Here is a 26,613-nt window from a genome sequence, read left to right on the forward strand (position 1 = left end):
TATTTTTCCTCTATTTTATTTCTATTTAACTTACTAATTTTAATATGATCTTGCAAAATAAGTTCAGACACTATTAGGAGTTTGACACTTAAAACAATTACTTGGTTTTTTATACGGTTCTAAAGGAATACAACGTGATGTTGTACCAGTTAAACTTTTAATTTCTTCTTCACACTTTATTTGATCACAAAAAGGTACAATAAAGAAACCTTTATGAATTTTAACTAATTTATGATATTCATTAAAATCTGTTAATTCTTTTAAACTTGTATTTAATTTTTTTTGTGAACTATTAAATAAATCTTTATTTAATTTATTTAATTGATTAATAATAGTTGTTACTAATAATTTTTCATTATTAATTTCAACATCAATAGTATCTAAATTATGACGTAAAATTAATTTAATTACTTGGTTTTCAATTTCTTGCTCACCAATTGCAATAGTAATTGGAATACCTTTAATTTGACTTTCACTTTTCTTATAAGAAAAACTTTTATTATCTTCATTTATTAATACTCGGAAATGAGAACTTAAAATTTTAAATATTCTTTCAACAGTTATTTTAACTTTATCACTTTTAGGTGATAAATTTAAAAGCATAATCTGATGCGGTGCAATTGTAGATGGCAATACTAAACCTAGATCATCGCTATGTGCCATAATTAAAGCACCAATTAATCTTGTCGATACACCTCATGATGTTTGATATCCTAATTCTTGTTTATTGTCTTTATTGCTAAATTTAATATTAAATACCTTTGTGAACTCTTGGCCAAAATAATGACTAGTACCGGCTTGTAATGCTTGTCCATCTTGCATCATAGTTTCAATTGTATATGTCATTTTTGCCCCAGCAAAACGTTCGTGAATTGTTTTTGCACCAACAATAACTTTAATTGCTAATTGTTGTTCAACAAAATCAGCATACAACTTAATCATTTTTAATGTAAAGTTTTTTGCTTCTTCATCGTTATTATGCATTGTATGTCCTTCTTGTCATAAAAATTCACTAGTTCTTAAGAATGGTTTTGTATTTTTTTCTCATCTAACAACATTGCATCATTGATTATATAATAATGGTAATTGTTTATATGAACTAATTATTTTTGAAAAATGACGACAAAATAAAACTTCTGAAGTAGGACGAATAATTAGTTCCTCTGATAATTGATTATTTCCAACTTTAGTTACAGTTGCACATTCTGGTGCAAAACCCTCAATATGATCTTTTTCAACTTGAAATGCTTTTTGACTAATTAAAAGTGGTAACATTACATTTTCAATATTTAAAATTTTAAATTTTTGATTTAATAAATGTTGAATATTTTCTCAAATTGCATATCCGCGAGGACGAAAAATAATGGTACCGGCTGCCGAACCATTTTCTGCACCATAATCACAAAGTTCTGCTTGCTTAATAACATCAGTATATCATTTGGCAAAATCAATCTCTCTTGCTGTAATATTTTTATTCTTTGCATTATTCATAATGATCTATTCACCTTTCTTTGATTGACTTTTATGTCATTTCCAATAATTTGGATAATTTAAAGCATCTAGCACTTTATTTGCTTGTTCTGATTCTAATACTTTTCCTAGTAAATAGTCAACCTTTAATCCTTTTAAAACAATAATTTCAGGAACATTAATAATACCACGAGCTAAAATATTTTTAATACCTAAAATTCTTAAATAATGCAAACAAATAATAACATCAATATATTTACTAAAACTAAAAGTAACTTGTTCTAATAAATTAGAAGTTAAAACTACATAATCAGGCTTAAAATGATTAATTAATTTAAAATTATCAATATGACGTAAATCATGAGTAAAAGAAATTTTTATTTTATTACTACGAATAGTTTTAATAATTGAATCATACTTATTCCAACTATTAATTTCACCAATATCTTGAAAATCAAAAATTAAATCACAATTTTCAAAAAGATTTTTTCTCTTATTAACTAGAGCAATCAACTTTGTTAAAATAGTTTTATCTTGTAACTCAATTAAACTAACAGGAAGAATAAGGTTTTTTTCTTGTTTTAATTTCGCAAATTTTTCAAATGTTTGAATAAATAAAGGTTCATTTACTTTTCATCACAATCCTGAATCTTGAATATTACGCATCAAAACAATAAACGAAACATAATAAGAGTTTTTAACAAAATTTCATCAAGCATAGTAACAATTTGGCTCATTTGAATTATCACTTTTATACACTGGTCTAATACTAACACTTAATAATTTTTCCATTTGCTCTGATTGTAGAAGCGAATAATGATTATAATCAGGATAATTTAAAATATCATTTGTCTTCAATTTAATTTCAATTAAGTCTCTACTTTGTACTACTTCTAATTGATTCTTATCAATAATTTTATTATATAATATATAGACATTTGAAGCATCAGTTTTTACTGAAGCATAAACACATAATATTTGACTTTGAATCTGCAAATAACTACTTTTTTCTACTAAATTACGTTTAATATAACTATTTATTTTTTTTTGGAATCGATATAAATTTATTTTCTTATTTCTAGAATAAATTAAAAACTGACCATCATAATATTTACAAATAATAATATTATCTAATCCTAAAGTTATTTTACTATAATATGAAATTAATAACTCCATTCGTTCAATATTATTAACAGTTAAAATATTTTCTAATGCTAAATAATTTTTTATTTTTATTAAAATCATATATTCAAATTGACTATTTATTTTTTTATTATATTTTTTTTGACTAAAATTATCTAAAATAGTTTGCACAAAAACTGACTTTACCACTGTTAACTCATTTTGTTGTAAAATAATTGCTTGTGAAATAGCAAAACGATTATAACGAATATTACTTTGCATTTGACCATACAAAACTTTATTATTATTATCAAAATAATCAATTGATAAATCATAAACAATAACTTTACTTCCTAATTGAAAGGAAACCGAAAAATGACACGGCTCAAATGGAACTTTATTCACTAATAAATCTTGAATAAAAATTTCAATTTTTACTTTAGTTTTACGATTCATCATTGATTTAAATACAAACAATGAAATTCTTTTTTTACGATTTAAAACTTCTAAGCGTTCAGAAAAAGTAATAATTTCATTTTTTAAATCAATTTTCAATGGAACTAAACTTAACAAATCACCATGGATAACATTATAATATTGATTATTACGATGATTTAAACGCATAAATAAAATAATTATTATTGTCATAAAAGGAATTAAAGCAATAATTACAATTGCAGATCAACGCATAATTTTACCTCCATTTAATCAGAGCCTAAAGTAATATTACCATTATTTCCTTGGAAAAGTTTTAACTTTAGTCTTTGATTATCAATATATAATTTAGCTAAACGAAACATTTTGCGATCTTTAACCAAAATTCAATCAATAGCTTCAACAGGAATTGTTTCATATATTTGAACACGATTAGTATCAACATTTAAACCTCAATCTTTAACAGTGTTTTGAAATAATTTATGAATATCAACAGAAATAATAGCTATTTTATTAACATCAACATTTTGCTCTGCACATCACTTTCAAAAAAAATGACGTGTTGAATTACCTAACTCTAATTCTAAATAAGTAGCATGTTCTAAATAAGTTCAAACAATATATTCTTGCTTTGGCAATAATTTAATTTGTGAAGAAGGTTTAATTCCTTGTTCTAATATTAATGTAATGTTACTAACATCAGTATAAAAAAATAAGTTAAAAATATTTTTATTTTCTAAATGTTTAATAATTTGAATAGTTGATCTTCTTCTAAAATTTAAAAAAATATTATTGCGCTTTTTATTATTCGTTAAAGTAGAAGATTTATTAGTTTTTTTTTGTTTTTTAAACCTATTAAAAAAAGGAGTTTTTTTTTATTGTCTTCTGATAATTTAGAAATATCCAAATTAGGTTGATTTTCATCACTAAAATATTCTTTAATTTTTTTAATTCGTCGACTTCAACCCATAAATTATGACCACCTTATTATTAATATTTACCTAATTATACTAAATTTTTTTAAAATAATGGTGCTAAAATTCTAAGCAATAATAAAAATACACCCCGATAGGCAAAACTACGATGTAGTAGTGGATTACTAATAATTAAACTAGAATGAATAAAATCTTTTTCAAATGAAGCAGATAAATCACTATTTGTTTTACTATCATAAACAATTACTAAAGTTTGATGATCTGAATAAAGACTACGATAATCAAGATTAGTTGAACCAATAATAGTAATATCATCATCAAAAATACCAGACTTAGAATGGTTAAAAACATTATTATATTCATAAATTTTAACACCTGACTCAATCAATGAATCATAATAAGTTCTTGACATATCTAATGATAAAAATTTATCAGTAATTCCGGGTAATGATAATCTAACATCAACACCAGAATAAGCACTATTACGCAATGCAGTAATTAAATCGCTAGTTGGAATTAAATAAGGAGTACTAATTCAAACTCGCTTTTTAGCATTACTAATAAATTTAATAAATAAATCTTTTTGAATTGTTTCTTTAGTAATCGGTCCATCATCAATTACTTGGACAATAATATTATTTTTAATTTTTATTTCAGATTTTTCAGCACTAATATCAAGAATATTACCAGTAATAAAATGCCAATCTTGTCTAAATATTAAATCAATTGATTTAACAGCTTCCCCGACAATTCTAATTTGGGTATCTCTTCAAAAGCCATACTTTGCAGAAAGATAAATATAGTTATCTGCTAAGTTAACTCCACCAGCATAGCCAATATTCCCATCAATAATGATATCTTTACGATGATTACGAAAATTATAATTTCCTGTCATAAATGGTAATCTAACTGGTGAAAATTTATGAATAATAATTCCCATTTTTTTCATTTTTCATATTTTATATTTAGATAAACTAAAATATGAACCAACAGCATCATAAATCATATAAACTTTAACTCCTGCTTCAATCCTTGCTTTTAAAACATTAATAATTACTTCTAATAGTTCCCCTTCACCAAGAATAAAATAATTAATAAAAATATAACTTTTTGCTTGTTTTAAATCTTCAATTAATTTAACAAATTTATTAGGACCATTATTTAAAATTTGAACATCAGTATTATTATAAAATGGTCGATGAGAAATTCTTGTTGTATAGTTAAATAAAGATAAAGTATCATCACTCAAAGTTATTTTTTTTGATTCTAAAATTGAATTAGCAAAAGTTCAATCTTCTTGGGTATAAAAATAACTATTTGTTTTTAAATAAGCTTTTTGTTTTCGTCGATAACGATAAGGACGACCAAAAGTTCAATATAAAAAAATACCGATGATTGGCAAACATAAGGTAACCATAATTCATGATAGTTTTGCATCTTGCATACGATTGGTAATAAAAATAATAATACCAGTTAAAATAGTTAAAGTAATAATTATCATCAAAATAATTCATGAATATTTAATATAATTAAATATAACGAAAACTATTGTTGCAATCAAAGCAATATATAAGATTAATGATAAAAGTAAGTTTACTCGTTTACGCATGATTTCTCCTTAATATAAAGAGTTCTTTATTAAATTATATCTAATTATTAATAAATTTATTATTTAAAAGTAAAAAAAAGCAATTAATGCTTTTTAAATAATGGCGGAATGGGAGAGATTCGAACTCTCGCGACAGTTTCCCGTCCTAACTGATTAGCAATCAGTCCTCTTCAGCCTCTTGAGTACCACTCCAAAGTTATAATAATTATTTTTTTTACAATTATTATTATAACTTTAATTTTAAAATTTACTATGTATTTTTTAATTTTTTTTTAAAAATCCTATATTCCAAAATAAAATTTCACTATTTTTTAAATTAAATAAATAATATGTTACTAAATTTGTTACAAATTTATTTATTACTTGAAACCACTATTCAATAATCTAATTAATTTATACAACACAAACATTGCATTGATAATTTTCACTATCCTCTAAAACCTCTTGACGAATACGAACATAATAAATTGATGAACAACCTTTTTTAAAGGCTCTAATATAAGCTTTATTTAAATCACGAGTTGTCGCTTTATCAGTAATAAATAAAGTTAAAGAAATTGCTTGATCAACGTGTTGTTGTGCTGCTGCTACAATATCAATAATTGGATTAGGGCCTAATTCATATCCACCTGTAGTGTAATATGCTAAATTATTATCATCAATCTTATAAGCAGGAACATAAACACGACCTAATTTCCCTTCTTTTCGTACCTCAACAGGAGCAACTACCGGTTGTAGACTTGGTGTACATGAAGATAAATAACTAATTGAACCAGTGGGTGCTACTGCCATTAAATGTGAATTAGCCAATCCTGTTTCTTTAATTTTTATTACTAATTCTTTTCATTGCTTCTGAGTTGGAATCATAATGTTATATTTTGCAAATAATTCTTGTATTTTTTTTGTTTCAGGAGTTCATTTATCTGACTGACATTTTATATATTTATCAAAATATGAACCATCAGCAAATTTTGAATTTTTAAATCCACTAAAACTTCCAAATTTTAATGCTAATTTATTTGAAGCACTAAAAGCATGATAAGCCATAACATAAAAGAAAATATTAGTAAAATCAATTGCTTCTTTTGAATCATAAAAAATATGATTTGTTGCTAAAAATCCATGTAAATTCATAGCGCCTAAACCCAAAGCATGATTTTTTTTATTTCCATATGCAACTGATGGAGCACTAGAAAAATCACTACTTCTTGATACGTGGTCTAATGAATGAATTGCTTGAAAAATAACCTCACCAAATTCACTTCCACTTTCCATTACTTTTGCAATATTAATACTTCCTAAATTACAACTAATATCTTCACCAATTTCTTTAAAACTTAAATCACTATTAAATTCACTAGCTGTACTTACTTGAATAATTTCACTGCACAAATTACTCATAACAATTCTACCAGGATGAGCATTATTTTTATTTACTGTATCATCAAATAATAAATAAGGATATCCACTTTCAAAATGTAATTCAGCAATCATTTGAAATAATTTGCGAGCACTAATAAAATTTTTACTAATATCAGGGTTTTTTAACATATTATAATACTCTTTAGTAATAGAAATATCTGTCATTGCTTTACCATAAACTTTTGCAATATCATAAGGACTAAAAAGTGCCATCTGTTCATTATTTTTTGCTAATTCAAAAGTAATATCAGGAATAACTACTCCTAAAGACATTGATTTAATACGAATTTTTTCATCTGCATTTTCACGCTTTGAATCTAAAAATAACATAATATCTGGATGATGAACATTTAAATAAACTGCCCCAGCACCTTGTCTTTGACCTAGTTGATTAGCATATGAAAATGAATCTTCAAGAATTTTCATAACCGGGATAACCCCTGTTGCTTGATTTTTAATATTTTTAATTGGCGCTCCAAATTCTCTTAAATTTGTTAAACACAAAGCAACTCCACCACCACGTTTTGATAACTGTAATGAAGTAGTAATAGCTCGAGCAATTGATTCCATGTTATCTTCAATTCGTAAAAGATAACATGAAGTGTATTCACCTCTTTGTTTTTTCCCTACATTTAAAAATGTGGGAGTAGCTGGTTGAAATCTACCAGACATAATTTGTCTTAAAATTTTACTAGCATGTTCAATATTACCATCAGCAAAAAATAAACTATTCATAACAACTCTATCTTCATAATTTTCTAAATATTGTTTACCATTAAAACTTTTTAAAGCATAAGAATTATAAAATTTTAAAATACCCATAAAACTTGTAAACTGATAATTAAAACTGTATGCTTCATTTGTTAATCGTTCAATTTCCGTAATTGAATATTTATTAATTATTGTTTCATCATAATATTGATTTTTTACTAAATATTCTATTCTTTCTTTAACGGTTTTAAAAAGCAATAAATTTGGTTTAATATGATTTTTCATATAAGATTGTGCTGCTTGCAAATCAAATTGTGCATTATTAGTAGTTTTTGCTCTAGCATTTAAAGTAACATATTCATCACTTTCTAAAGTTCCAGATAAAGTATTTATTTCATTAGTATTTTTTTTATCTTTATCTCAAAAATCTACTAATATATTTTTTATTGTTGATACATCATTTTGAGTTCCTAATAATTCAAATTGAAATAATAGTGGGACATTTAATTTTTTTGAAAGAATTGGCCCAGCAATTGCAAAAGTATCACCAAAATTAGTATTCCCCGACGCAATAACACCACGACAAAAATTACGATTTTGCTTATTATTTAAAAATTTAATTACCTGTTTAGGAACTGCCCCTTCTTTAATATCACCACCCCCACTATATGTTGGTGTTATTAACACATAATCTTTATCAACTAAAATTTCCTCTTGTAAATCGTGAGGAATTCTTGAATTTAAAACCTCTAATTTTTGAATAAAACGATGAGTATTATTTGACAAAGAAGAAAAATAAACAACATGAATTTTTCCTTCTGGCTTTAATATTTTTTGGTTTGAAACTTTTACAACATCATTATGCATTTTTTTACTCCTTTAAAATTAAAATTCTCAATCTTCATCTTGCGTTTCTACAGTAATGCCCATTACATAAGATGAACCATTACCTGAAAAGAAATCGTGATTTTCATCAGCTCGAGCTGATAATTGATTAAAAATTTCCGGTTTAATTCTTGTTTGTTCTTCACTAAAAGGTGAATCATATCCTAAATTTTGTAAAAACTTACCAGCATTATATAAACTAAACTTAATAGCGTCTTCAGCTAAATTAAATTCTTGATATAATTCTGTCAAATATTGCTTTTCTAAATCAATTAATTTAAACAATAAATCAAATACAAATTTTTTCATTTCTTCTTGTTTTTCTTTTGGTAACTTTTCAACTTTTCTTTGATATTTATAGCCACTATAATAATTATGAATAACTTTATCACGTAAAATTAATCTAATAATATCTGAAGTATTAGGTAATTTACTACGAGCAGATAAATAAAATGGTAAATAAAAACCACCATATAATAAAAAACCCGGCATTAAAGCGGCAGCTACTTTCGATTTTAAAGGATCATCACTTGTATAATAAGGAATTAGTGCACGTGCTCTGGCTTGTAAACTTTCATTATTAATTACTCACTCATGAGCAGATTCAATCTGCTCACTAGAACATAAAGTTGAAAAAATTGTTCCGTATGATCGAGCATGAACTGCTACCATAAAAGCAAAATTTGTATAAATAACTTGTTCATGATCAGTTAAAGAATTAGGTATTTGTGCAATATCACCAACCGTTGCCTGAATTGTATCTAATAAAGTTAAACCTGTAAATGTTCTTGTTATTAACTCTTGTCATTTTGGATTTAATGTTTTTCAAGAAGTCAAGTCATTAGAAACAGGAATTTTTTCTGGTAACCAAAAATTTTGAGTAATACGATTTCAAACTTCTAAATCTTTTTCATCATTGATTACATTTCAATTTACAGATCGCATTTTTCCATTAAAATTTTTCATAATATACTCTAATGGTGACTGTGATTGTTGAAAATATTTGTTATCTTTTGCCATTTATTATTACCCCTCTACTTAATTACACAACTAAAAACATCCCCTATATTATATAAAGGATGTTGTCATTATTAAAAATTACTTTATTAAAATTACAAATATTAAAAAATAAAAGTAATTATTAAAAATAATCATTAATTCACACCCAGGAATATAATATCACTTAAAAAATTAGACCGGTCTACTGGCTTAGCTTCATTTTACTTGTTACCCTTCTCAAAGTTTTATCTTCAATGGTTTTGTAACGTTCATCAACATCACAGTTGCTGGGGCAGCAAATAATTCTCATCTTTTTCCCGAACATCTAAAGTTCCTTGTTATTTAGTTGTATAAATATTCTACTACAAGAAAAACAATTTTGGTAATTTATAAATACATTACTATGTATTTTTTTAACCTCAACTATTTTAAAATTATTCTTAATTTTTTTATTATGAAAATTTTCATTTTAATATACAAAAATAATTTAATATATTTTACTATTGTTTTTTAAAGTAAAAAAACATTAATCTTTATACTTTATTTGTTAATAATTTTTTTTCAACTTTTTGTAATTGTTTAATAAAATCATTAATAGTGCCGTTATTTTTAACAATAAAATCAATATCTTTATTTAAAATTAAATATTTTTTTTGTTGATTTAATAGTGAAATAACTTGTAAATCATTAACATTATCACGTTCTTTTATTCGTTGGATTTTTTTATCTTCCTCAGCCTCAATTAAAAGAATTTTATCAACTAATAAATTTAAATTTGCATTAAATAATACTGCACAATCAATAACAATTAATTCTTGGTGTATTTTATTACGAATAATATCTTCTTCAACAATTTTTACCATTTTTGGTCAAATAATATTTTCTAATTTACGTAAAATATGAGGGTGTTGAAACGCTTCATACCGTAATTTTATTTTATTAATTGTTTTATCACTATTAATAAAAGTATTACCGAATTCATTAATTAATGCTTTTTTTGTTTCTTTTAGTGTATAAATATGTTTAACAACTTTATCAACAAAAATAACATACGCACCTTTATTTTGAAAAAAATTTGTAGCGGTTGTCTTACCTACTCCCGCTTCACCAATAATACCAATAATCATGAGTTCACCCTTACTTATGTTCAATTTGATAACTTGCAAGAATACCAATCATTGCTGCATTATCAGTACAGTATTCTAATTTTGGAACAATTATTTTTAAATTTGGATATTTATTTTTTAAATCTAATACTGCTAATCTTAATTGCTGATTAGCACTAACTCCTCCTGCTAAAACTAAAGTTTTTGGATTATGTTTTTTTAATGCTAATTCAATTTTATTAATTAACACTTGAATAACTGTTGTTTGAAAAGAAGCTGCAAAATTATTAAATTGTAACTTACCTTTTTCTTTATTTATCAAATTAGCACATGCTGATTTTAAACCACTAAAACTAAAATCTAAACTATTATCATTTTTAGGTAATGGTAATTTATAAGTTGGCTTTCCCAATTTAGCACTTCGTTCAATTTCAGGACCACCGGGATATTTTAAACCTAACATTCTTGCAACTTTATCATAACATTCACCAACAGCATCATCTAATGTTTGACCAAGTATAGTGAAATTTAAATGTTCATTTGCCAACATCAACTGTGTATGACCACCACTAACTAATAAACCAAGTACTGGAAATTCTCATTCATTATTAATTAAAGAAGCATACAAATGTCCATACAAATGATTACATGGAAGCAATGGCTTTTCTAAATAAGCAGCAATAGTTTCTGCTATAATTTTACCTACGTGTAAACAACTAGCAAGACCAGGAGTATTAGTATAAGCAATAAAATCAATATCCATAATTGAAATGTTAGATTTTTCAATTGCTGTTTGTAAGACAGTAGCAATATTTTCACTATGAGCTCGTGCTGCTAATTCTGGAACAACACCACCATATTGTTGATGAAGCTTAATTTGTGAAGCAATAATATTACTTAAAACATTTTTATCTTTAATAACAGCAACACTAGTTTCATCACAACTAGTTTCTATTGCTAAGATTATCATCAATATCCTCTTCTTTATAATAAGCAACTGCTGATTCTAAAGCTAAAATCATCATTTTTTTAAAACTAGTTTCGCGTAATGTTGCTGAAATTGATTCACCGGTAATAAAAGAATCAGAAATTGTTAATAAACAAGCAGCATTTTTTTCTAAATGTTTTGCATTAGCAAATAAAGCAAAAGATTCCATTTCTACTGCTAAGCATTTGCTAATTAAAGGATTAGTTTTATAATCATTATCATTAATACGATAAAATACATCACTTGAATGAATTAAACCTGATCTTAAATTTATTTTTTCACTTACTATATACGAAGAATTTTCATTTTTTTGCTGATCAAATTCATTATCAATTTTTTGTGCCACTTTATTAATAATTTTGCTAATATTACCAACAGATTCAATTTGATTTTCATCAATATTAGCAGCATATTTAGCGAAAGTAGATTCACTATATACTTTAGTAGTATTAATAATATCATAAACTTTAACATCTTTTTGATATGAACCAGCACTACCAACACGAATAATACAGTCAACATCATAAAATTTAAATAACTCATATGAATATATACCAATTGAAGGCATACCCATACCACTAGCAGCAATAGTAATATTATATCCTTTATATTTTCCAGTAAACATTAGCATATTACGAACATTATTTACTTGTTTTCAATCTTGTAAAAAATTAGAAGCAATGAATTGAGCACGTAATGGATCGCCTGGCATAATTACTACTTTTGCAATTTGATCACGAGCAGCTTTAATATGAGCTGTTGAAATTTTTTCTTTATTTTCCATATATTCTCCTTTTTTTAAAAAATAATAGTTATTATAATATATTGTTAATTTAGTAACAACATTAATATTTTTAATGACTGGTTTTTTATTTTAAAAATTAAATTTAATTTTATAACTTTTCATACTAATTAAAGAAAATAAAAAATAATCTAAAAAAGTTTAATCAACACCTTTTTAGTTTTTTTAGTATAATTTACTAAAACTAAATAATGTTTAGTTTATAAAAAACTCATTTACTTTATTTTAAAGTAAATGAGTTTTTATTTTAAAAAGGTGGGAAACATAAATGTTTAAAAATTTAACTAAAGGAAATAAAAAAGAAATAGAAGAATGCCAAAGAAAAATGAAAAATTCTTCTGAAAATCAAAAATATTTACAACAAAAAATATATTTTGAATGAGAAAAATTAGATAAAATAAATTGGATAACAGAAGCAGAACGAGTAGTTGAAACAAATAATACTATAAAACCATTAGAACAAAAATTACGAAAAGAAAAAAAAATGAATAAATAATTATAAACAAATAGAAGTAATAAAAAATAGACCATATTGTCAAGAAGAAAGAAAACAACGAGAAGCATTAAAAAGTCAAGAATTTGCAAAATTAAAACATGTACGTATGAATGAACCATCTATTTATCATGATGGAACTTTTGGAATGGCAACCCTTTTTAGGACTATTTTTTGGTAGACATTTGTTTTTGATAACTAATTGGAGTTAGGTAGTTTAGAGTACTGTGAATTCTTATGTTGTTATATCAATTGATGTAATCAAATAATTCTAATTTTAATTGGATTAATGATGTAAAATTTTTATCATTAATAAATTCAATTTTGAAAGTTTTAAAAGTTGCTTCAGCAACAGCATTGTCATAAGGACATCCTTTTTTGCTTAAAGATCGAGTTATGTTGAAAGCTAATAAAAGTTTATCAATAGTTTTATTATTGAATTCATTACCGCGATCAGTATGAAATATTTCAATATCTTTTAAACAGTGATTTGATTGCATAAATGCTTGATATACTAATGATGCATCTTTTTTAACTCCAACACTATGTCCAATAATTTCGCGGTTAAATAGGTCGATTAATAGGCAAATATAGTTTCATTTACCATTAACTTGAACATAAGTTAAATCACTAACAATAACTTCATTTTTAATTCTATTATTAAAGTTTCTATTAACAAGATTGGTTATTTGACTATCATTGACTTTATTATGATAATTTTTGAATGATAATTTAGTGTATTTTGATATTAAATTATGCTTATTCATAATTTCTTTAATTTTTCTGCGTGATAAATAAATTTCTTGGTTTGCTAGTATGACTTTTAATCTTCTAGTACCATAAACTTCTTTATTTTCTTTAAAAGCACTAATAACAGCTTGTTCATAAATATTATTTTGAATTTTATTTTTTTTCTTTAAATTAAAATAATATGTTGATTTAGAGAGTTTTAAAAAATAACACATTGTGCGAATTTTATATTTAGATTTATTATTTGCAATAATCTCTACTTTCTGCCTATTATTAGTGCTGCTTGCTTTAAAATATCAATTTCCATTCGTAACTATTTTAATTCTTTATTTGCTTGAATTAATTGTTTTTCTAAATCTGAAAGATTATCTTTAGTTTTAAAACTACCTGAATTAGTAAATTGCTTAATTCAATTGTAAGTAGCTGCTCTTGTAACATTGTATTCTTTAACAAGGCAAGATACTGATTTGCCACTTTGATATAAAGCTACTATTTGTTTTTTAAATTCATCTGAATATGAGTTAATAGTGACCATAATTATAATTCCTTTCTTTTAACTAATTTGTTCACTTGTCTATGTAATTAGTGTCCAATAAAGTGTAACCCATCCATATATTCAAAATAAAACTCAACAAGACACAATTTATATTGACAAAGATGGCAAACAAATAACAACTAGTGAAAGAGATTTGTCAAATATAAATAGTAAAGAAGTTATTCAAATTGGATTTTTTAAAAATAATCAACAAATACAAGTAGTAACAATGCCAGAAACTATTGAAAAAGTTCCAAAACAATTACCACCAGAAATAACATCCTTGAGAGAAATGTTCATAGAAGCCAAATCATTTAATCAAGATATTTCAACATGAAATACTTCTCACGTGACAGATATGGCTTATATGTTTTATGGTGCATCAGTATTTAACAAAAATATTTCATCTTGAAATACTTTTAATGTAACTGATATCAGTTACATGTTTACACGTGCTTCAGCATTTAACGAAAATATCGGAAACTGAGATACATCAAAAGTAATAAACATGAGTAGTATATTTTTTGAAGCAACTTCATTTAACCAAGACCTTTCAACATGAAATACTTCTAATGTAACAAATATGAATAGTATATTTAATGGTGCTTCAGCATTCAATAATGATTTATCAAAATGAAATACATTAAATGTAAAAAATATGCATGCTATATTTTGTAATGCCACTGCATTTAATAAAGACCTTTCAACATGAAATACTTCTAATGTAACAAATATGAGTTCAATGTTTTATGGTGCTTCATCATTTAACCAAAAAATTCTAAATTGAAATACTTCTAATGTAACAAGTATGGATTTTATGTTTTATAATGCCACTACATTTAACGAAAATATTTCAAAATGAAATACAAAAAATGTAACAAACATGAATTCAATGTTTTATGGTGCTTCATCATTTAACCAAGATCTTTCAAAATGAAATGTAAATAAAGTAACAAGTCATGAAGAATTTGCTATTGGTTCACAAATTGATAATTCTAATAAATTACCAAAGTTTAAAAACTAAAATCAAAAATTTTAATAAAAAAGTAATATCTTATTGACATTAAATAAATAAAAATGTCTTTAAATTTTTAAAGACATTTTTATTAAACTCATTTATTAAACAATATTATCAATTTACAAAGATAAATCTTTTTTAATAAGAAAATAATTTCCTAATGGAAATAAACCAAGAGGTACTATTAACATTATTGGATATTGTCAAGCAAAATCTAATGCTCTAATAGAAAAAAGTGGTGCTTTTGCTACTTCTGTAACACCGGGAGCAGGTGTTATATTTGGAATATCACCAAACTTAAATGGAGAATTTAATAAAGAAGCAATTGTCATATATTTAAAATATTTAAGGTACTCAACTTCAGGAATAAAAGAGAATAATGTCATTGTTTGAAATAAAATAAATACCGTTGAAATACCTGTTGCTACTGAAAGAGAAATAACTGACTTATTAAAGTAACTAATAAAAGTTCAATTAATTGATGCTCAAAGTAAAGCCAATAATATTAACCCCAAATTATATAAAACAAGATATCCAAATTCTTGAAGTTTAAAATCTTGAAATCTAATTGGAAAAATAATTAATTGAAAAACAAAAGCCGAACCATATAATATTAATATTGAAGAAAGCAAAACAAAAAGTTTTGAATTTAAAATAGTTTTTCTAGACATTGGCATTGTTAATCATGAAGCTAAATAACCTTTATCAATTTCTTTAGAAACTAAAATATGATTTAAAATTAAACTAAAAGAAAAAATTAATATTAACCCCGGAATACCAAAAAAAACAAAATTAAGATAAGTCATGCCACCTAAACCTAATACTCCATGTTCTTCGTCAATGAATGTCATAGTTGGAGCAAGATAATCTTGTGTTAAAATGGGAACTATTAAAATACATAAAATTATAAAAAATAATATTAATGGAATTTTAACATTTTTAAATTGTGATTTAACAAATCTAAAATTAATCATTAAAATTTACCTCATCCTTATAAAATTTAATAAAATATTCTTCTAAACTAAATGGTAATTCTTTAAAATTATCAACTTTATAAAGTGATAATTCTTTTAAAAACTTATCAACATTAGTACTTAAAACATTCACTTTAATAACTTTTGTTATATTATTTTTTTCAATAATATCTCATTTTTTATTTAAGAAATCATTATAATCTTTCACTGTTGAAAATTTAATTTCATAATTTTTCTTAGCAGAATTTTGTATTTCCTTAATTGATATTTCAGAAATTATTTTCCCTTTTTTAATAATAGCAACTTTATCACATATATTTTCAATTTCGCCAAAAATATGGGAACTCATAAATATTGTTGCACCTTCATTTTTAGAATTTCTAATTAAAGGGGAGCGTACCGATGTTGTCAATAATATTCAAATTTGTCTTAAAATTATAAAGTTAGACGAGAATAATTTTGACTTCAATATGCAATTGTATGTTAATCTTAACACTTGAAAAATATTAGTCAACAATAATACTTACTTTTATAACTCAAAAATTCTTATTAAAGCATCTTTAATAAGTTTTTAATATGTTATAATGTAATAAAGTCCTTTAAGATAAACCGTATACCGTTATGATTACTAAGCGTATGTAAAGTACGTGGTCTCTTAGGCAAATCCCTTAATTAGGGATTTTTATTTTAATTTATAATAACTGGATGGCAGTATTTATTTGATAGCATTTAAAATTAACCATTTTTGTATACATATCAATGTTATAAGTTCTATCACCAATCATATGCTTTAAAATTTGTTTAATATTAGTTTCAGTAAAGCAACCAATATTTTCAACTAATGCTTGGTTTAATACACCATCTTTTGCATTAATAAAATAACCAACTTTTAATTTTTTATATTGTAAAGTTAATGATTGTAAAAAATCAATTAATTCATAATATTCACCTTTGGCAAATAAATTTATTGCATTTTGATAGTGTAATTTAGCAATTTGATTTTTTCTTCTTCCAGCCATGATACCAAGAAATAAAACATGAAAAGCATGAAATTTATCTAAAATAAATTTGGCATTTAAAATTGTAGCAGTTTTTCTAATTCATTTTGCACTATCACCACAAACTATTAAATTTGCTTGGTCAAAGTTTTCAAAAAATAAATTACCATATTTTTCTATTAATTTTGCGGTTTTTTCAGCACCAATTTCTGTTTTTGAAACTCTTATTTTACAAACTGCTCTTTTATTAATTAATTTTCCATTTTTCTTTTTACCAGTACACATTACTATTAATCTCATCGAACATTTTTTACAATTTTTAGTATTGTGTTTTTCATTAAACTTAAATTTTCGATGACCATCATCAATATTTACATATAAATTTTGATTTGGTTGTAATGGTATTTTGGGAATATTTGCTTTTGGTAATTCAAATTTTTGATATCTTCTACAAACTGTACTATTACTTATTAAATCTTCAATAAAAGTATCACAAACATCACGATACTTTTTACCATCAGCAAAATATTTTAAAATTTGTTTAATAACATCTGGTGCTAATTTACTATACTTTTTAACACCAAGATATATATCTAATAATGAAACAAATTCCTTTTTTTGTGTTTTTGGGTTATAATATGTACAAATACGTCGTTTATAATTTAATAAACCTTTTTTTGTTTTTAATTTTCTTTTTCTAAATCTATATGATTTATATAAAGATTTATTACATGTATTTCATAAATAATCATCTATTTTTTTAAATAATTCTTCTGTTTGTTGTAAATTTAATTCATCTTGATTAAAATAGTGTTTGTCTCAATCAAAATGATTAGGGAATGGTAGTGTTAACATTTTTAATGTTCCTTTCTTTTAAATAATTTAATTTTAACTTATATATGTTAATAAGGAGTAAATATGGCTTTTATCACTAGTTATGCACAATTAAATAAAAAATATAATCTTAATTTTAGTGATAATAATTATGGTTTTAGTTGAGATATTTTTAAAAAATTTGTTGGTGATGAATGAGCCGAATATTTTACTACTAATTGTTTTTATCGTTTTATACCAACAGCACGTGGAACAAGAAAAACTTGAAATTGCTTAGCATTTGATTTATTTATATGTTGTAATTTTAGTGATAGTAGTGTTCAAGAAGTAAGAAGATATGAAAATACTCATAGTGAAACTACAATTGGTGCTTTAATGAATGTTTGTCAAGTTTTATTAGATACATATAATATTAATTTACTACCTAATAATCCACATGGAATTAAATGAAAAATTACTAAGGATGGTGGTTGTATTATTTTTCCTAATAATCAACAAATTGACTTTATTGGTTATGCTAATGGTAATAAAATTTTTGGAAAAGAAGCAGGTGGTTCAAGTTTTTTAGGTTCAAGAACAGATGAAATTATTATGGCAGAAGAAAAAGAAACATTAACTGAAAAGCAATTAACATATCGATATGAACGTTTACAAAACTCTATGTTTAGAAGTAATCGTATTAAAGTATCAAATGAACCTATTAAAGAGTGAAGTTGAACATTTATTGATAAAAATATATATAGTTCTACCTTTGGACAAAAGATTACTCGTTATTTTTATAAAAGTTTTTTCATTACTTTTACATGTAATCCATACGATAAATACCATCCATTTTATTTAAAGTATTGCACGCCATTTTTACCATTAAATGATAAAATTATGGAAAATCTTAAAAAAGTTGGTAAAGTTTATTATGAAAATAAAGAAATTTTTAGTGGTTTAGGTTTATTTATATTAAGATTTACTATTCAACCATTTTGAAATAAATTACCAGACATTCAAAAAAGAACATTATTAGAAATGAAAAAAAGTAATCCCGATGAATTTAATACTGTTTTTTATGGTTTTGAATTTTTAGATAGTGATGCAACAATTTTTCCATTTCAAAAAACAGTAAAATATTGACAACCATATGATTTAAAACAATTTTATAATGAAGAAAAAGATATGTATAAATTTGATTTTTATTCAGTTGGTGTTGATTGAGCAACTGGACATAAAGACCATACTGTATTTATGATAGTTGGTTTTAAACAATATAATAATACTGGATATTATGATGCTTATATTATTTGTGAATTAGTAGTTACACCTAATGATTTTATTAATGAAAATGAAAAAATTAATGCTTATGTAAATGAAATTTTAGGATTAATGGATAATTTTGAAAATTTTGACCAAGCAATTTATTTTTATGATGATAAAGCAAGAACAGCAATTGATTGATTAAATCAAAAATTAATAGATGAGCATAATACTATTCTAATAACACAAACTGCTATTAAACATGCTTCAAATTTAAATCAAGAAGCAGGATTAACTAATAGAGTAGTTTGAATGAGAAATATTATGAGTTATGGAAACTTTTATGCAAATCAAGATGATTTACCAAAAACTACTCAATGTTTAGAAGAATTACGTTATGATGAAACAAAAACTAACATTCCTGATAAAAATATGTACCAAGACCCTTACGATGCTTTATTTTATTCACTATATCCATATAAAAATGTAATTAGGGGTAAAAATAATGCTAGTGTCAAAAAAAGCATCTTCACATTTGCTATATAATAAACAAGTTGAATATCATTAATAGTATAGGTATCACAAAATAAACGCCTTTTATTTAGGCATTATTTTCCATTTAAAAGCATACTTGTAAAAATAATCAAAAATAGTACAATTTATAAGTAAAATCAAGGAAAAAAGGAGAAATTTATTATGAAAACATGAATAAAAACAAATTTAAGTAAAATAACATTAGCATTAGCACTAACTGGTGCAGTAAGTGGAGTAACTGGTTTAATAATTGGTTCAATAGCACATAATAAAGTAAATGATTTAAAATATTACTTAGATTATGATGGTAATGTTCACTGGGGGGGGTCTTGTACAACAATATGAGAAAGAAAAACAGATGATATTCATAAAATAACTTTATATTTATCTATTAATCCAACTTATCCTAATGTTGATATAAAGTGAGATGGAATTTATCCAGTTGGATATTTCAATAAAAAAATCTAAATTTCTAAATTTATATAAGAAATATTTTCGTTATATTTATCAAATAAATTAATATTAGTTAAATTTATTTCTTGTTTATCAGTTATTAAAATTAAATCATAATTTCCAGAGCCAAATATACCACTAAGTTCAATCCGATTTAAGTTATTAATCGGATTTTCGATTTGTAATTTAAATTCACTATTATTATCAATTTGTGCAATTTCTTTATAAAATTCTAATTTAGAAAATAATTGAGATTTATTTGAACCATATAAATTTAAAGCATTTTCAATTTTATTTTTATCAATAATTGCTCTTGTAAAATACTTACCATATTCACCATTACCTAGTGTTCAATCAGCAGGAATTAATGATGGAATATTATTACTTTCTAATTCATTTGTAATAGATAGTCAGTTAAATTGGTTATCATCTAGTTTAAATAATTCATTTTGACTAATATCATTATTTTTTAATTTAATATTATTAATATCTGTAAAATCAAAATATTCAGATTTTAATATTACTTTTACATCTTTAAATTCTCAAACATCAGTTGGATTTGTATGAATTGGATTTGATTTTAATTCAAAATAATAAGGTAATAAAAGTTTATAATCATCATTCAAACCCTTATTAATTGAACTAGTAGAATAAATATATTTAGAAAGCATATTTATTATTTTTTTTAAAATTTGTATTTGTTGTAATTTTACATAATTTGGATAATCTAATTCCCATTGTTTAAATAAATTTGTAATAACTTCTTCTGGTTTTTGTCCTTCAAATTTAGCACATAATTCTGCTATTTTTGAATTTAAAGTATCTGGTTTAAAACCATCAAAATTCCTATTATAATTATATGTATAACTTAGCATGCCTAATAATACTTTTTGTAAACTATCATTAGTTGGTGCGTCTTTTATTTCAATTTCAATATCATCAAATTTATCATTTGTAGCAACATAACTATAAAATTGACTTTCACCAGCAAAATTTCAAACTTCTTTATCTTTTAATTCTTTTTGTTTTTTTAATGGTCACTTACCATCTCAAACAGTACCCATTTCATATCCTAATCAAGCATGTGTCACTCTTGCATTTTTAATAACTTCTCTTCTTGTTTCAGTTCCAGTACTAATTTTAATTAAATCTAAAACTGATTTTTCTTGTCCTATAAATTGTTTTGCTAAGTTTCAAGGTAATATTTGTTCACTAAATCATTGTTGTAATATTCTAACTTTTGGTTGAGTTTCAATAGGCATTGATAATAGCGGAAATGCTATCTTATCTTTAACAAATAACTTTGGGTATACTTCCATATTGTCAACTTCACCAAGTACCTTTATATTGCCAAAAATCATGCTTCTAGGGGCTTTAATTTTTAAACCAGTAACTTTTGTATCTTTATCTAATGGTTTTTGTAATTTAATAATGATTGGATAACCATCTCTTGTTTTAAAATCTTTAATTTTAATAATAGTTATACTTTTAGTACTTCTAGTTTTTGGATTTTGATAAGGTTGTGAATAATTATTAATTATATATAAATTATCAATATTATTTTCAGTTAAAGGTTCATTTATATTAACTGCATATAACTTAAATTGATTTAATAAATTTATTTCTTGAAATATTAAATTTTTAATATCAGTCATACTATATTCAATTGTATTATCATTAATATTAGTACTTGCTCTTTGATTTAATTGCATAGTAAAATCAGATGTTTCAACAGCAGTAGTTTTTAATACTTTATCAATATCAATAAAACCTATTTTAATAGTATTTGCTGAAAATTTTAAACTATTATTTTCATTATTTTTAAATAAACGTTCAATTTCATAAATATAAATTGTTCTTTTTTTAAATTCATCATATGCTCTATTAATATCTGGGTCACTAGTAGCACCCATCATATTTGTAAAATCATAAGGAATATTATCAATTAAATAATCATTTTCTACTTCTGCTTGATTAAGTTTAGTTTGTTTCTGTGGAAACTTCGTTTGTGGTTTGTTGTTGTTTTCCATTGTTCTCTCCTATTAATTGGTTATTTTCGGGATTAAATAATTTTAATTTAACAGTTAAATTATTAATTTCTTGTTCATCATTAATATTAAATGTTTTACTATTTAATAAATCTTTATCTAAACGTACTAATATTTGAATAAATTTAAGAATATCAATATTAAATTGCCATAATTTTTGTTCAATATAATTAATAGTAGAAATATTTACAGCTGTACTTTCGGGTACTGATTGTTGTGCAGATTTCTTTTGACTTGGTATATGAATACCACAACGTTTAAATATTTCATTAACATTTCAATCATATATATCAGTTAAATTTTTACCTTTAAAATTACTATTTGTCATATTGATATTTTCGTTTTGTTCATTATTATCTCCACCACTTTTAAATATGTAGTTTTTAGTAACTAATGTTCTTACTGCTTCTTCTAATGCTGATTGAACATTACCATAAGTTTGACTAAATATAAATTTAGGTGAATTTAAAATGGTATCTAAAACAATTTGTTCATAAATGACATCTAATGCTTTAATTTTATCCATTACTTTATTACAATCTGCTAATTCATTTGCTTTATTTCGCATAATTGCTATTGGTATATAATTAATATTTAGTGTTTGTTCTTGTTCTAAATTAGGATTATTACTATATTCTTTAAAAGATAATGGAAATTGTTTTTTATTATCATTAATACTATAAATTGCACGATTAATAGTTACTTGTTCATTATTTAGTGTATAAATTTCAAATAATCTTACAGTTTGTGCATTTTGTTGATAACTATCATAAAAAATAGTACATTGAATTAATTTACCAGTAATATCATAAACTCTTTGTTGTATATCCACTACTTGAAAATATAAGTCATCATTAGCAATATAAATTAAATAACCACTAATTCCTAATTTACTTAACTTAAAAATAGAATTTCAATTTTTTCTATAAAATTCTTGTTGAATTAAATATTGTTTAATAGTTTCATTATTAATATCTAATGGAGCATTATATAAATTAGCATTATTTTCTGCTACAAAATCAGTAAAATAAGTTTCATGATTAAAATCATTAAAACCAAAATAATTTAAAATAGAAGCATGTGTACTTTTATTTTTATTAGTTAAAAATTTTACTTTTTCATTTTGATTATCACTAGTATTTGTTTTATCTTTTCTTTTAAATAAACTTAACATAATATTCACCACCTTTCTAAAATATTTGATTAATTTTTAATATTATTTTTACAATGATAAATATAATTAAACCCGCTGTTGCTGATGACAGAATTACTCCAATTAAACCTAAAATAATTTTTATAATTTTAAAAAACATAATATTATTCTTGTAATTCTTCTAATTTTCATACATTACCTTTTAAATTACCTTTTCCACTATAAATAGTAATAAATTTAGCATGTTGAACTGATAAAATTACTATATTAGCACTATCATTAAAGGTTTGTATTGGTACACCAGCAATTTTTTTATCAGTTATAATAAATTCTTGAATAGTATAAACTGGATTATATATACTTCAAGAATAATAAACTCTATAATGTTTATTCTCTTGAAAATAATAAGTAATTTGTCAATTATCTCATTTATTTTTCTCTCTTGTTCCTACTTCTTTTCAATTTGAACCACTTGGACTTGGTGTTGGATTATTTTTTAATTCAATATCTCAAATATTTTCTTCTATTTCATTTGTAGTTAAACTACCAGACCTTATTTGTAATTTTGATTTAATATCAACTTTAATAGTATCTTGTAATTCTTCTAATGAAAATATATTCCCATATTGTTTATTTCCACCAATAATAATTAATTGACTTTTATTACCATCAACAGTTCCTAGTTTAATAATTAATGAAGCATCTTCATTATCAATTTTACCTTTAACAAGCATATAATCTCCACCTATATATGCAGAACTCTTAAACTCTATTTTTAGTTTTACACTTGTTTGATTAAAAGGTGGTTTATCTCATGTTATAAATACTCTATAATATTTATTAAAACTAAGAGCAAAATCTTCTCATGTACGATTATCAAGACTTTTACCTATTATTTTTCAATTTTCTTTATCTTGTTTTTTATCAATATTACTTTTATTTTCATTAATAGCACCAACAACTGTTTTATTAGTAGTTTCTAAATTAGGAATTTCTTGACCAATAGCATTCATAGAAAAAGCAATTGGAAATAATGCTTTTGTATCTTCTAATTTTTTATCTATTTCTTCTTTTTTATAATAATCAGTTAAATCAGTAGAACCACCAATAGCACTAATTTTATTATTTTCATCAATAGTTATATTAGTACCAGCAATTAATTTATTTTGTTTTTTATCTAATAAATTATTAGTTTCTAGTTTTGTATAATAATCACGTTCAGTATTTTCTTCTGCTATAAATTCAGTTGGTGTACCTATTCCTTGATATTGATATATATTATGAATTATTGGTTTATACTTTTTTGTGTTATTAGTAGCAATAAACTTTATTAAATCAACATCATATAATAATGTTACTTTATCAATATTAACATCAATATTTTCAATTATTATTTGCTTTTGTTCTATTTGACTATTAGTAATTCTTATATTAGATTTAGTTAATTTATTATTACTTATAATAAGTTGTTTACTATCGATAAAATAATATGTTCAATCAATAATATATCATATATCTGTTTTAATATTTTCATTTTTAACTTTCTTTCATAAAGGACTAGTTTCAATATTAAATCAATTATTTTTAACATCATTAATATTTTCATTTGCTTTAATTAATTCAGTATTTAATTTGGTAATTTCATTTTCATTAGTAGTAATTCGTTTTTGTTGTTTAGCAGAAAAATCACAAGTTGGTGCATGAGTAAAATCACCAATTTGCGGATTATTTTGTAATGCTTCTGGTGGTAATGTTCCAATTTCATCTGGTCAATCTAAAATCATTGTTTCAGTTTCTTTATCATAATCTGTTGCAACATAACCTTTATTAATAAATTTACTAACAGGACCTCTATATATTTCATTTTCATTATCATCAACTAAATCATCATATAATTTAATTTGTTTTGATAATGTAAATTCTTTTTGTTGTTCAATTAATTCATCAACTTGATTTCTAGTATAAAATGCTTTTAAGTCAATTTTTTCAACATCTATTTCATCATCATTATAACTTGAAAATATTTGTTTTAATTCTGTTAATCTTGCTCATATTTTCATTCTACTAGGTGCTAAATCTCAAACATTAATTGTAGGAGTACTATTTGCACTAAATTGAGTACCATTATTAAATTGAATAGTAGCATCAACATTAAATTCAATTGGTGTACGATTAAATACTCAATGTTCAACCATAACATAAACCATATCTCTTAATGTTTCTTTAATTAATTCATCTTTAAAACTATCGAAAGGAAATTTAGATAAAATAAAATCAAGATAAGCATTAATATCATTTTGAGCACGAATAGCAAAAGTTTTAAATCAATCATTAACATTAGATCATGTTTGTATATATTGCTGTGGGGTTTCTGTAATTTTTCCAGTTAATGGATATCAGTTATTATAATTTTCAAGACTGACATCAGTTCAAAGTTTATTAATCATAATTTATCATTCCTTAAAAAATGCTTTTTTATAATGCTTAGTTTTTGTTTTAGTTTTTCTATGTGAAATATGGATAATTTCTTTTTGCAACTTTTTCTTACCCTTTTCTACAACTTGACTATATGCAAATTTTTCTAAATGATGTAATAATCCAGTACCAAATAAAGTGTTTACTGAAAATTTTAAACCAACATTTTTAAATGATTTGTTAATATTTTCAATAGGATTATTAATAACATTTACTACTTTATGATAAGTTCTAATAGTTCTAAATATTTCTCTATATACTTTAAAACTATCTCTAATTACTTGTTGAACAACTGGTGGAGCAAATGCTATTGCTTTTAATCATTTATTACGATTAACACCATAACCAATGTATCAACCACTATATCAACGATATCAATGAAATGGATGTATTTGAGTAACAAAAGTTTTTGCTTTAAGAATACTATCAACAACTGTAATTGGTTTATATTTAGGATTACGATGATAAATAGTAATTGCACATTTATCTAATGACAAAGGTTGAATTTTACAACCCATAAATACTGGTGAATTTAATGGAATTAATTGTGCGTGTTTAATTGCTCTTTTTTCTGCACTAGTAAATAAATCAGTTGCTTTTTCTTTTAATTTATTAATTT

Annotated in this window: 21 protein-coding genes, 1 tRNA gene, 1 pseudogene and 1 riboswitch; of the genes and pseudogenes, 4 read left to right on the forward strand and 19 right to left on the reverse strand. The window is 23.9% G+C overall.

Annotated elements, in window-relative coordinates; genetic code table 4:
- Positions 1-39: 39 nt before the first annotated feature.
- The 11 genes from proS to AAHM95_RS07560 form a co-directional block, all read right to left on the reverse strand.
- Positions 40-1,491, reverse strand: a complete 1,452-nt coding sequence (gene proS / locus AAHM95_RS07510; protein WP_342274545.1) for a proline--tRNA ligase — start codon at positions 1,489-1,491, stop codon at positions 40-42.
- 6 nt (positions 1,492-1,497) lie between these two features.
- On the reverse strand, positions 1,498-3,282 hold the full coding sequence (locus AAHM95_RS07515; protein ID WP_342274546.1) for a hypothetical protein: 1,785 nt from the start codon (positions 3,280-3,282) through the stop codon (positions 1,498-1,500).
- A 14-nt stretch (positions 3,283-3,296) separates the two neighbouring features.
- Complete coding sequence (locus AAHM95_RS07520; RefSeq protein WP_342274547.1) at positions 3,297-3,665, reverse strand: hypothetical protein; 369 nt, start codon at positions 3,663-3,665, stop codon at positions 3,297-3,299.
- 173 nt (positions 3,666-3,838) lie between these two features.
- The gene (locus tag AAHM95_RS07525; RefSeq protein WP_342274548.1) at positions 3,839-3,997 is read right to left on the reverse strand and encodes a hypothetical protein; all 159 of its coding nucleotides are present in this window, start codon (positions 3,995-3,997) and stop codon (positions 3,839-3,841) included.
- A 50-nt stretch (positions 3,998-4,047) separates the two neighbouring features.
- A complete protein-coding gene (gene cls / locus AAHM95_RS07530) occupies positions 4,048-5,571 on the reverse strand; it encodes a cardiolipin synthase (protein ID WP_338961075.1) in 1,524 nt (507 codons plus the stop codon).
- Positions 5,572-5,672: 101 nt separating this feature from the next.
- Positions 5,673-5,763, reverse strand: a tRNA-Ser gene (locus tag AAHM95_RS07535).
- 201 nt (positions 5,764-5,964) lie between these two features.
- The gene (gene nrdE, locus AAHM95_RS07540; protein WP_342274549.1) at positions 5,965-8,571 is read right to left on the reverse strand and encodes a class 1b ribonucleoside-diphosphate reductase subunit alpha; all 2,607 of its coding nucleotides are present in this window, start codon (positions 8,569-8,571) and stop codon (positions 5,965-5,967) included.
- 18 nt (positions 8,572-8,589) lie between these two features.
- Positions 8,590-9,609, reverse strand: a complete 1,020-nt coding sequence (gene nrdF, locus AAHM95_RS07545) for a class 1b ribonucleoside-diphosphate reductase subunit beta (protein ID WP_252319910.1) — start codon at positions 9,607-9,609, stop codon at positions 8,590-8,592.
- A gap of 157 nt (positions 9,610-9,766) precedes the next feature.
- A riboswitch (cobalamin riboswitch) is annotated at positions 9,767-9,932 on the reverse strand.
- A 189-nt stretch (positions 9,933-10,121) separates the two neighbouring features.
- Entirely contained in the window at positions 10,122-10,715 is a 594-nt protein-coding gene (gene coaE / locus AAHM95_RS07550; protein ID WP_338961076.1) for a dephospho-CoA kinase, read from the reverse strand.
- A 10-nt stretch (positions 10,716-10,725) separates the two neighbouring features.
- Entirely contained in the window at positions 10,726-11,664 is a 939-nt protein-coding gene (gene tsaD / locus AAHM95_RS07555) for a tRNA (adenosine(37)-N6)-threonylcarbamoyltransferase complex transferase subunit TsaD (RefSeq protein WP_338974092.1), read from the reverse strand.
- Positions 11,639-12,466 carry a purine-nucleoside phosphorylase gene (locus tag AAHM95_RS07560; RefSeq protein WP_342274550.1) on the reverse strand — a complete coding sequence of 276 codons (828 nt, stop codon included), beginning with the start codon at positions 12,464-12,466 and terminating at the stop codon, positions 11,639-11,641. Before AAHM95_RS07560 ends, tsaD begins: the two co-directional genes overlap by 26 nt.
- A 286-nt stretch (positions 12,467-12,752) precedes the next feature.
- On the opposite strand from AAHM95_RS07560, the gene AAHM95_RS07565 reads away from it, so the two are divergent.
- Positions 12,753-12,980 carry a hypothetical protein gene (locus tag AAHM95_RS07565; RefSeq protein WP_342274551.1) on the forward strand — a complete coding sequence of 76 codons (228 nt, stop codon included), beginning with the start codon at positions 12,753-12,755 and terminating at the stop codon, positions 12,978-12,980.
- A gap of 164 nt (positions 12,981-13,144) precedes the next feature.
- Here AAHM95_RS07565 and AAHM95_RS07570 read toward each other — a convergent pair.
- A pseudogene (locus AAHM95_RS07570) lies at positions 13,145-14,262 on the reverse strand (IS3 family transposase).
- A 154-nt stretch (positions 14,263-14,416) separates the two neighbouring features.
- On the opposite strand from AAHM95_RS07570, the gene AAHM95_RS07575 reads away from it, so the two are divergent.
- Entirely contained in the window at positions 14,417-15,286 is an 870-nt protein-coding gene (locus tag AAHM95_RS07575; RefSeq protein ID WP_342274552.1) for a BspA family leucine-rich repeat surface protein, read from the forward strand.
- A 113-nt stretch (positions 15,287-15,399) separates the two neighbouring features.
- Here AAHM95_RS07575 and AAHM95_RS07580 read toward each other — a convergent pair whose 3' ends face one another.
- The 3 genes from AAHM95_RS07580 to AAHM95_RS07590 form a co-directional block, all read right to left on the reverse strand.
- Positions 15,400-16,254: an ABC transporter permease subunit gene (locus AAHM95_RS07580; protein ID WP_342274553.1), complete on the reverse strand. Its 855-nt coding sequence runs from the start codon at positions 16,252-16,254 to the stop codon at positions 15,400-15,402.
- Positions 16,247-16,603 (reverse strand): hypothetical protein, encoded by a 357-nt coding sequence (locus AAHM95_RS07585; protein WP_342274554.1) that lies wholly within the window; start codon positions 16,601-16,603, stop codon positions 16,247-16,249. The genes AAHM95_RS07580 and AAHM95_RS07585 overlap by 8 nt, the downstream gene beginning before the upstream one ends.
- 343 nt (positions 16,604-16,946) lie before the next feature.
- Positions 16,947-18,107: an Mbov_0401 family ICE element transposase-like protein gene (locus AAHM95_RS07590; protein WP_342273757.1), complete on the reverse strand. Its 1,161-nt coding sequence runs from the start codon at positions 18,105-18,107 to the stop codon at positions 16,947-16,949.
- Positions 18,108-18,170: 63 nt separating this feature from the next.
- On the opposite strand from AAHM95_RS07590, the gene AAHM95_RS07595 reads away from it, so the two are divergent.
- Together AAHM95_RS07595 and AAHM95_RS07600 are read left to right on the forward strand one after the other, a co-directional pair.
- Entirely contained in the window at positions 18,171-19,877 is a 1,707-nt protein-coding gene (locus AAHM95_RS07595; protein ID WP_342273756.1) for a hypothetical protein, read from the forward strand.
- A gap of 150 nt (positions 19,878-20,027) precedes the next feature.
- Entirely contained in the window at positions 20,028-20,333 is a 306-nt protein-coding gene (locus AAHM95_RS07600; protein ID WP_342273755.1) for a hypothetical protein, read from the forward strand.
- Here AAHM95_RS07600 and AAHM95_RS07605 read toward each other — a convergent pair.
- From AAHM95_RS07605 to AAHM95_RS07620, 4 genes are all read right to left on the reverse strand, one after another.
- The gene (locus AAHM95_RS07605; RefSeq protein ID WP_342274555.1) at positions 20,330-22,348 is read right to left on the reverse strand and encodes a hypothetical protein; all 2,019 of its coding nucleotides are present in this window, start codon (positions 22,346-22,348) and stop codon (positions 20,330-20,332) included. The genes AAHM95_RS07600 and AAHM95_RS07605 overlap by 4 nt on opposite strands.
- The gene (locus AAHM95_RS07610; protein WP_342273753.1) at positions 22,299-23,540 is read right to left on the reverse strand and encodes a hypothetical protein; all 1,242 of its coding nucleotides are present in this window, start codon (positions 23,538-23,540) and stop codon (positions 22,299-22,301) included. The genes AAHM95_RS07605 and AAHM95_RS07610 overlap by 50 nt, the downstream gene beginning before the upstream one ends.
- A 143-nt stretch (positions 23,541-23,683) precedes the next feature.
- On the reverse strand, positions 23,684-25,966 hold the full coding sequence (locus tag AAHM95_RS07615) for a hypothetical protein (protein WP_342273752.1): 2,283 nt from the start codon (positions 25,964-25,966) through the stop codon (positions 23,684-23,686).
- A gap of 3 nt (positions 25,967-25,969) precedes the next feature.
- Positions 25,970-26,613: hypothetical protein (locus tag AAHM95_RS07620; RefSeq protein ID WP_342273751.1), on the reverse strand; the 644-nt coding region annotated here is incomplete at its 5' end.

The organism is Spiroplasma endosymbiont of Phycita roborella, from assembly GCF_964031195.1.
Taxonomy (GTDB): domain Bacteria; phylum Bacillota_I; class Bacilli_A; order Mycoplasmatales; family VBWQ01; genus Spiroplasma_E; species Spiroplasma_E ixodetis_A.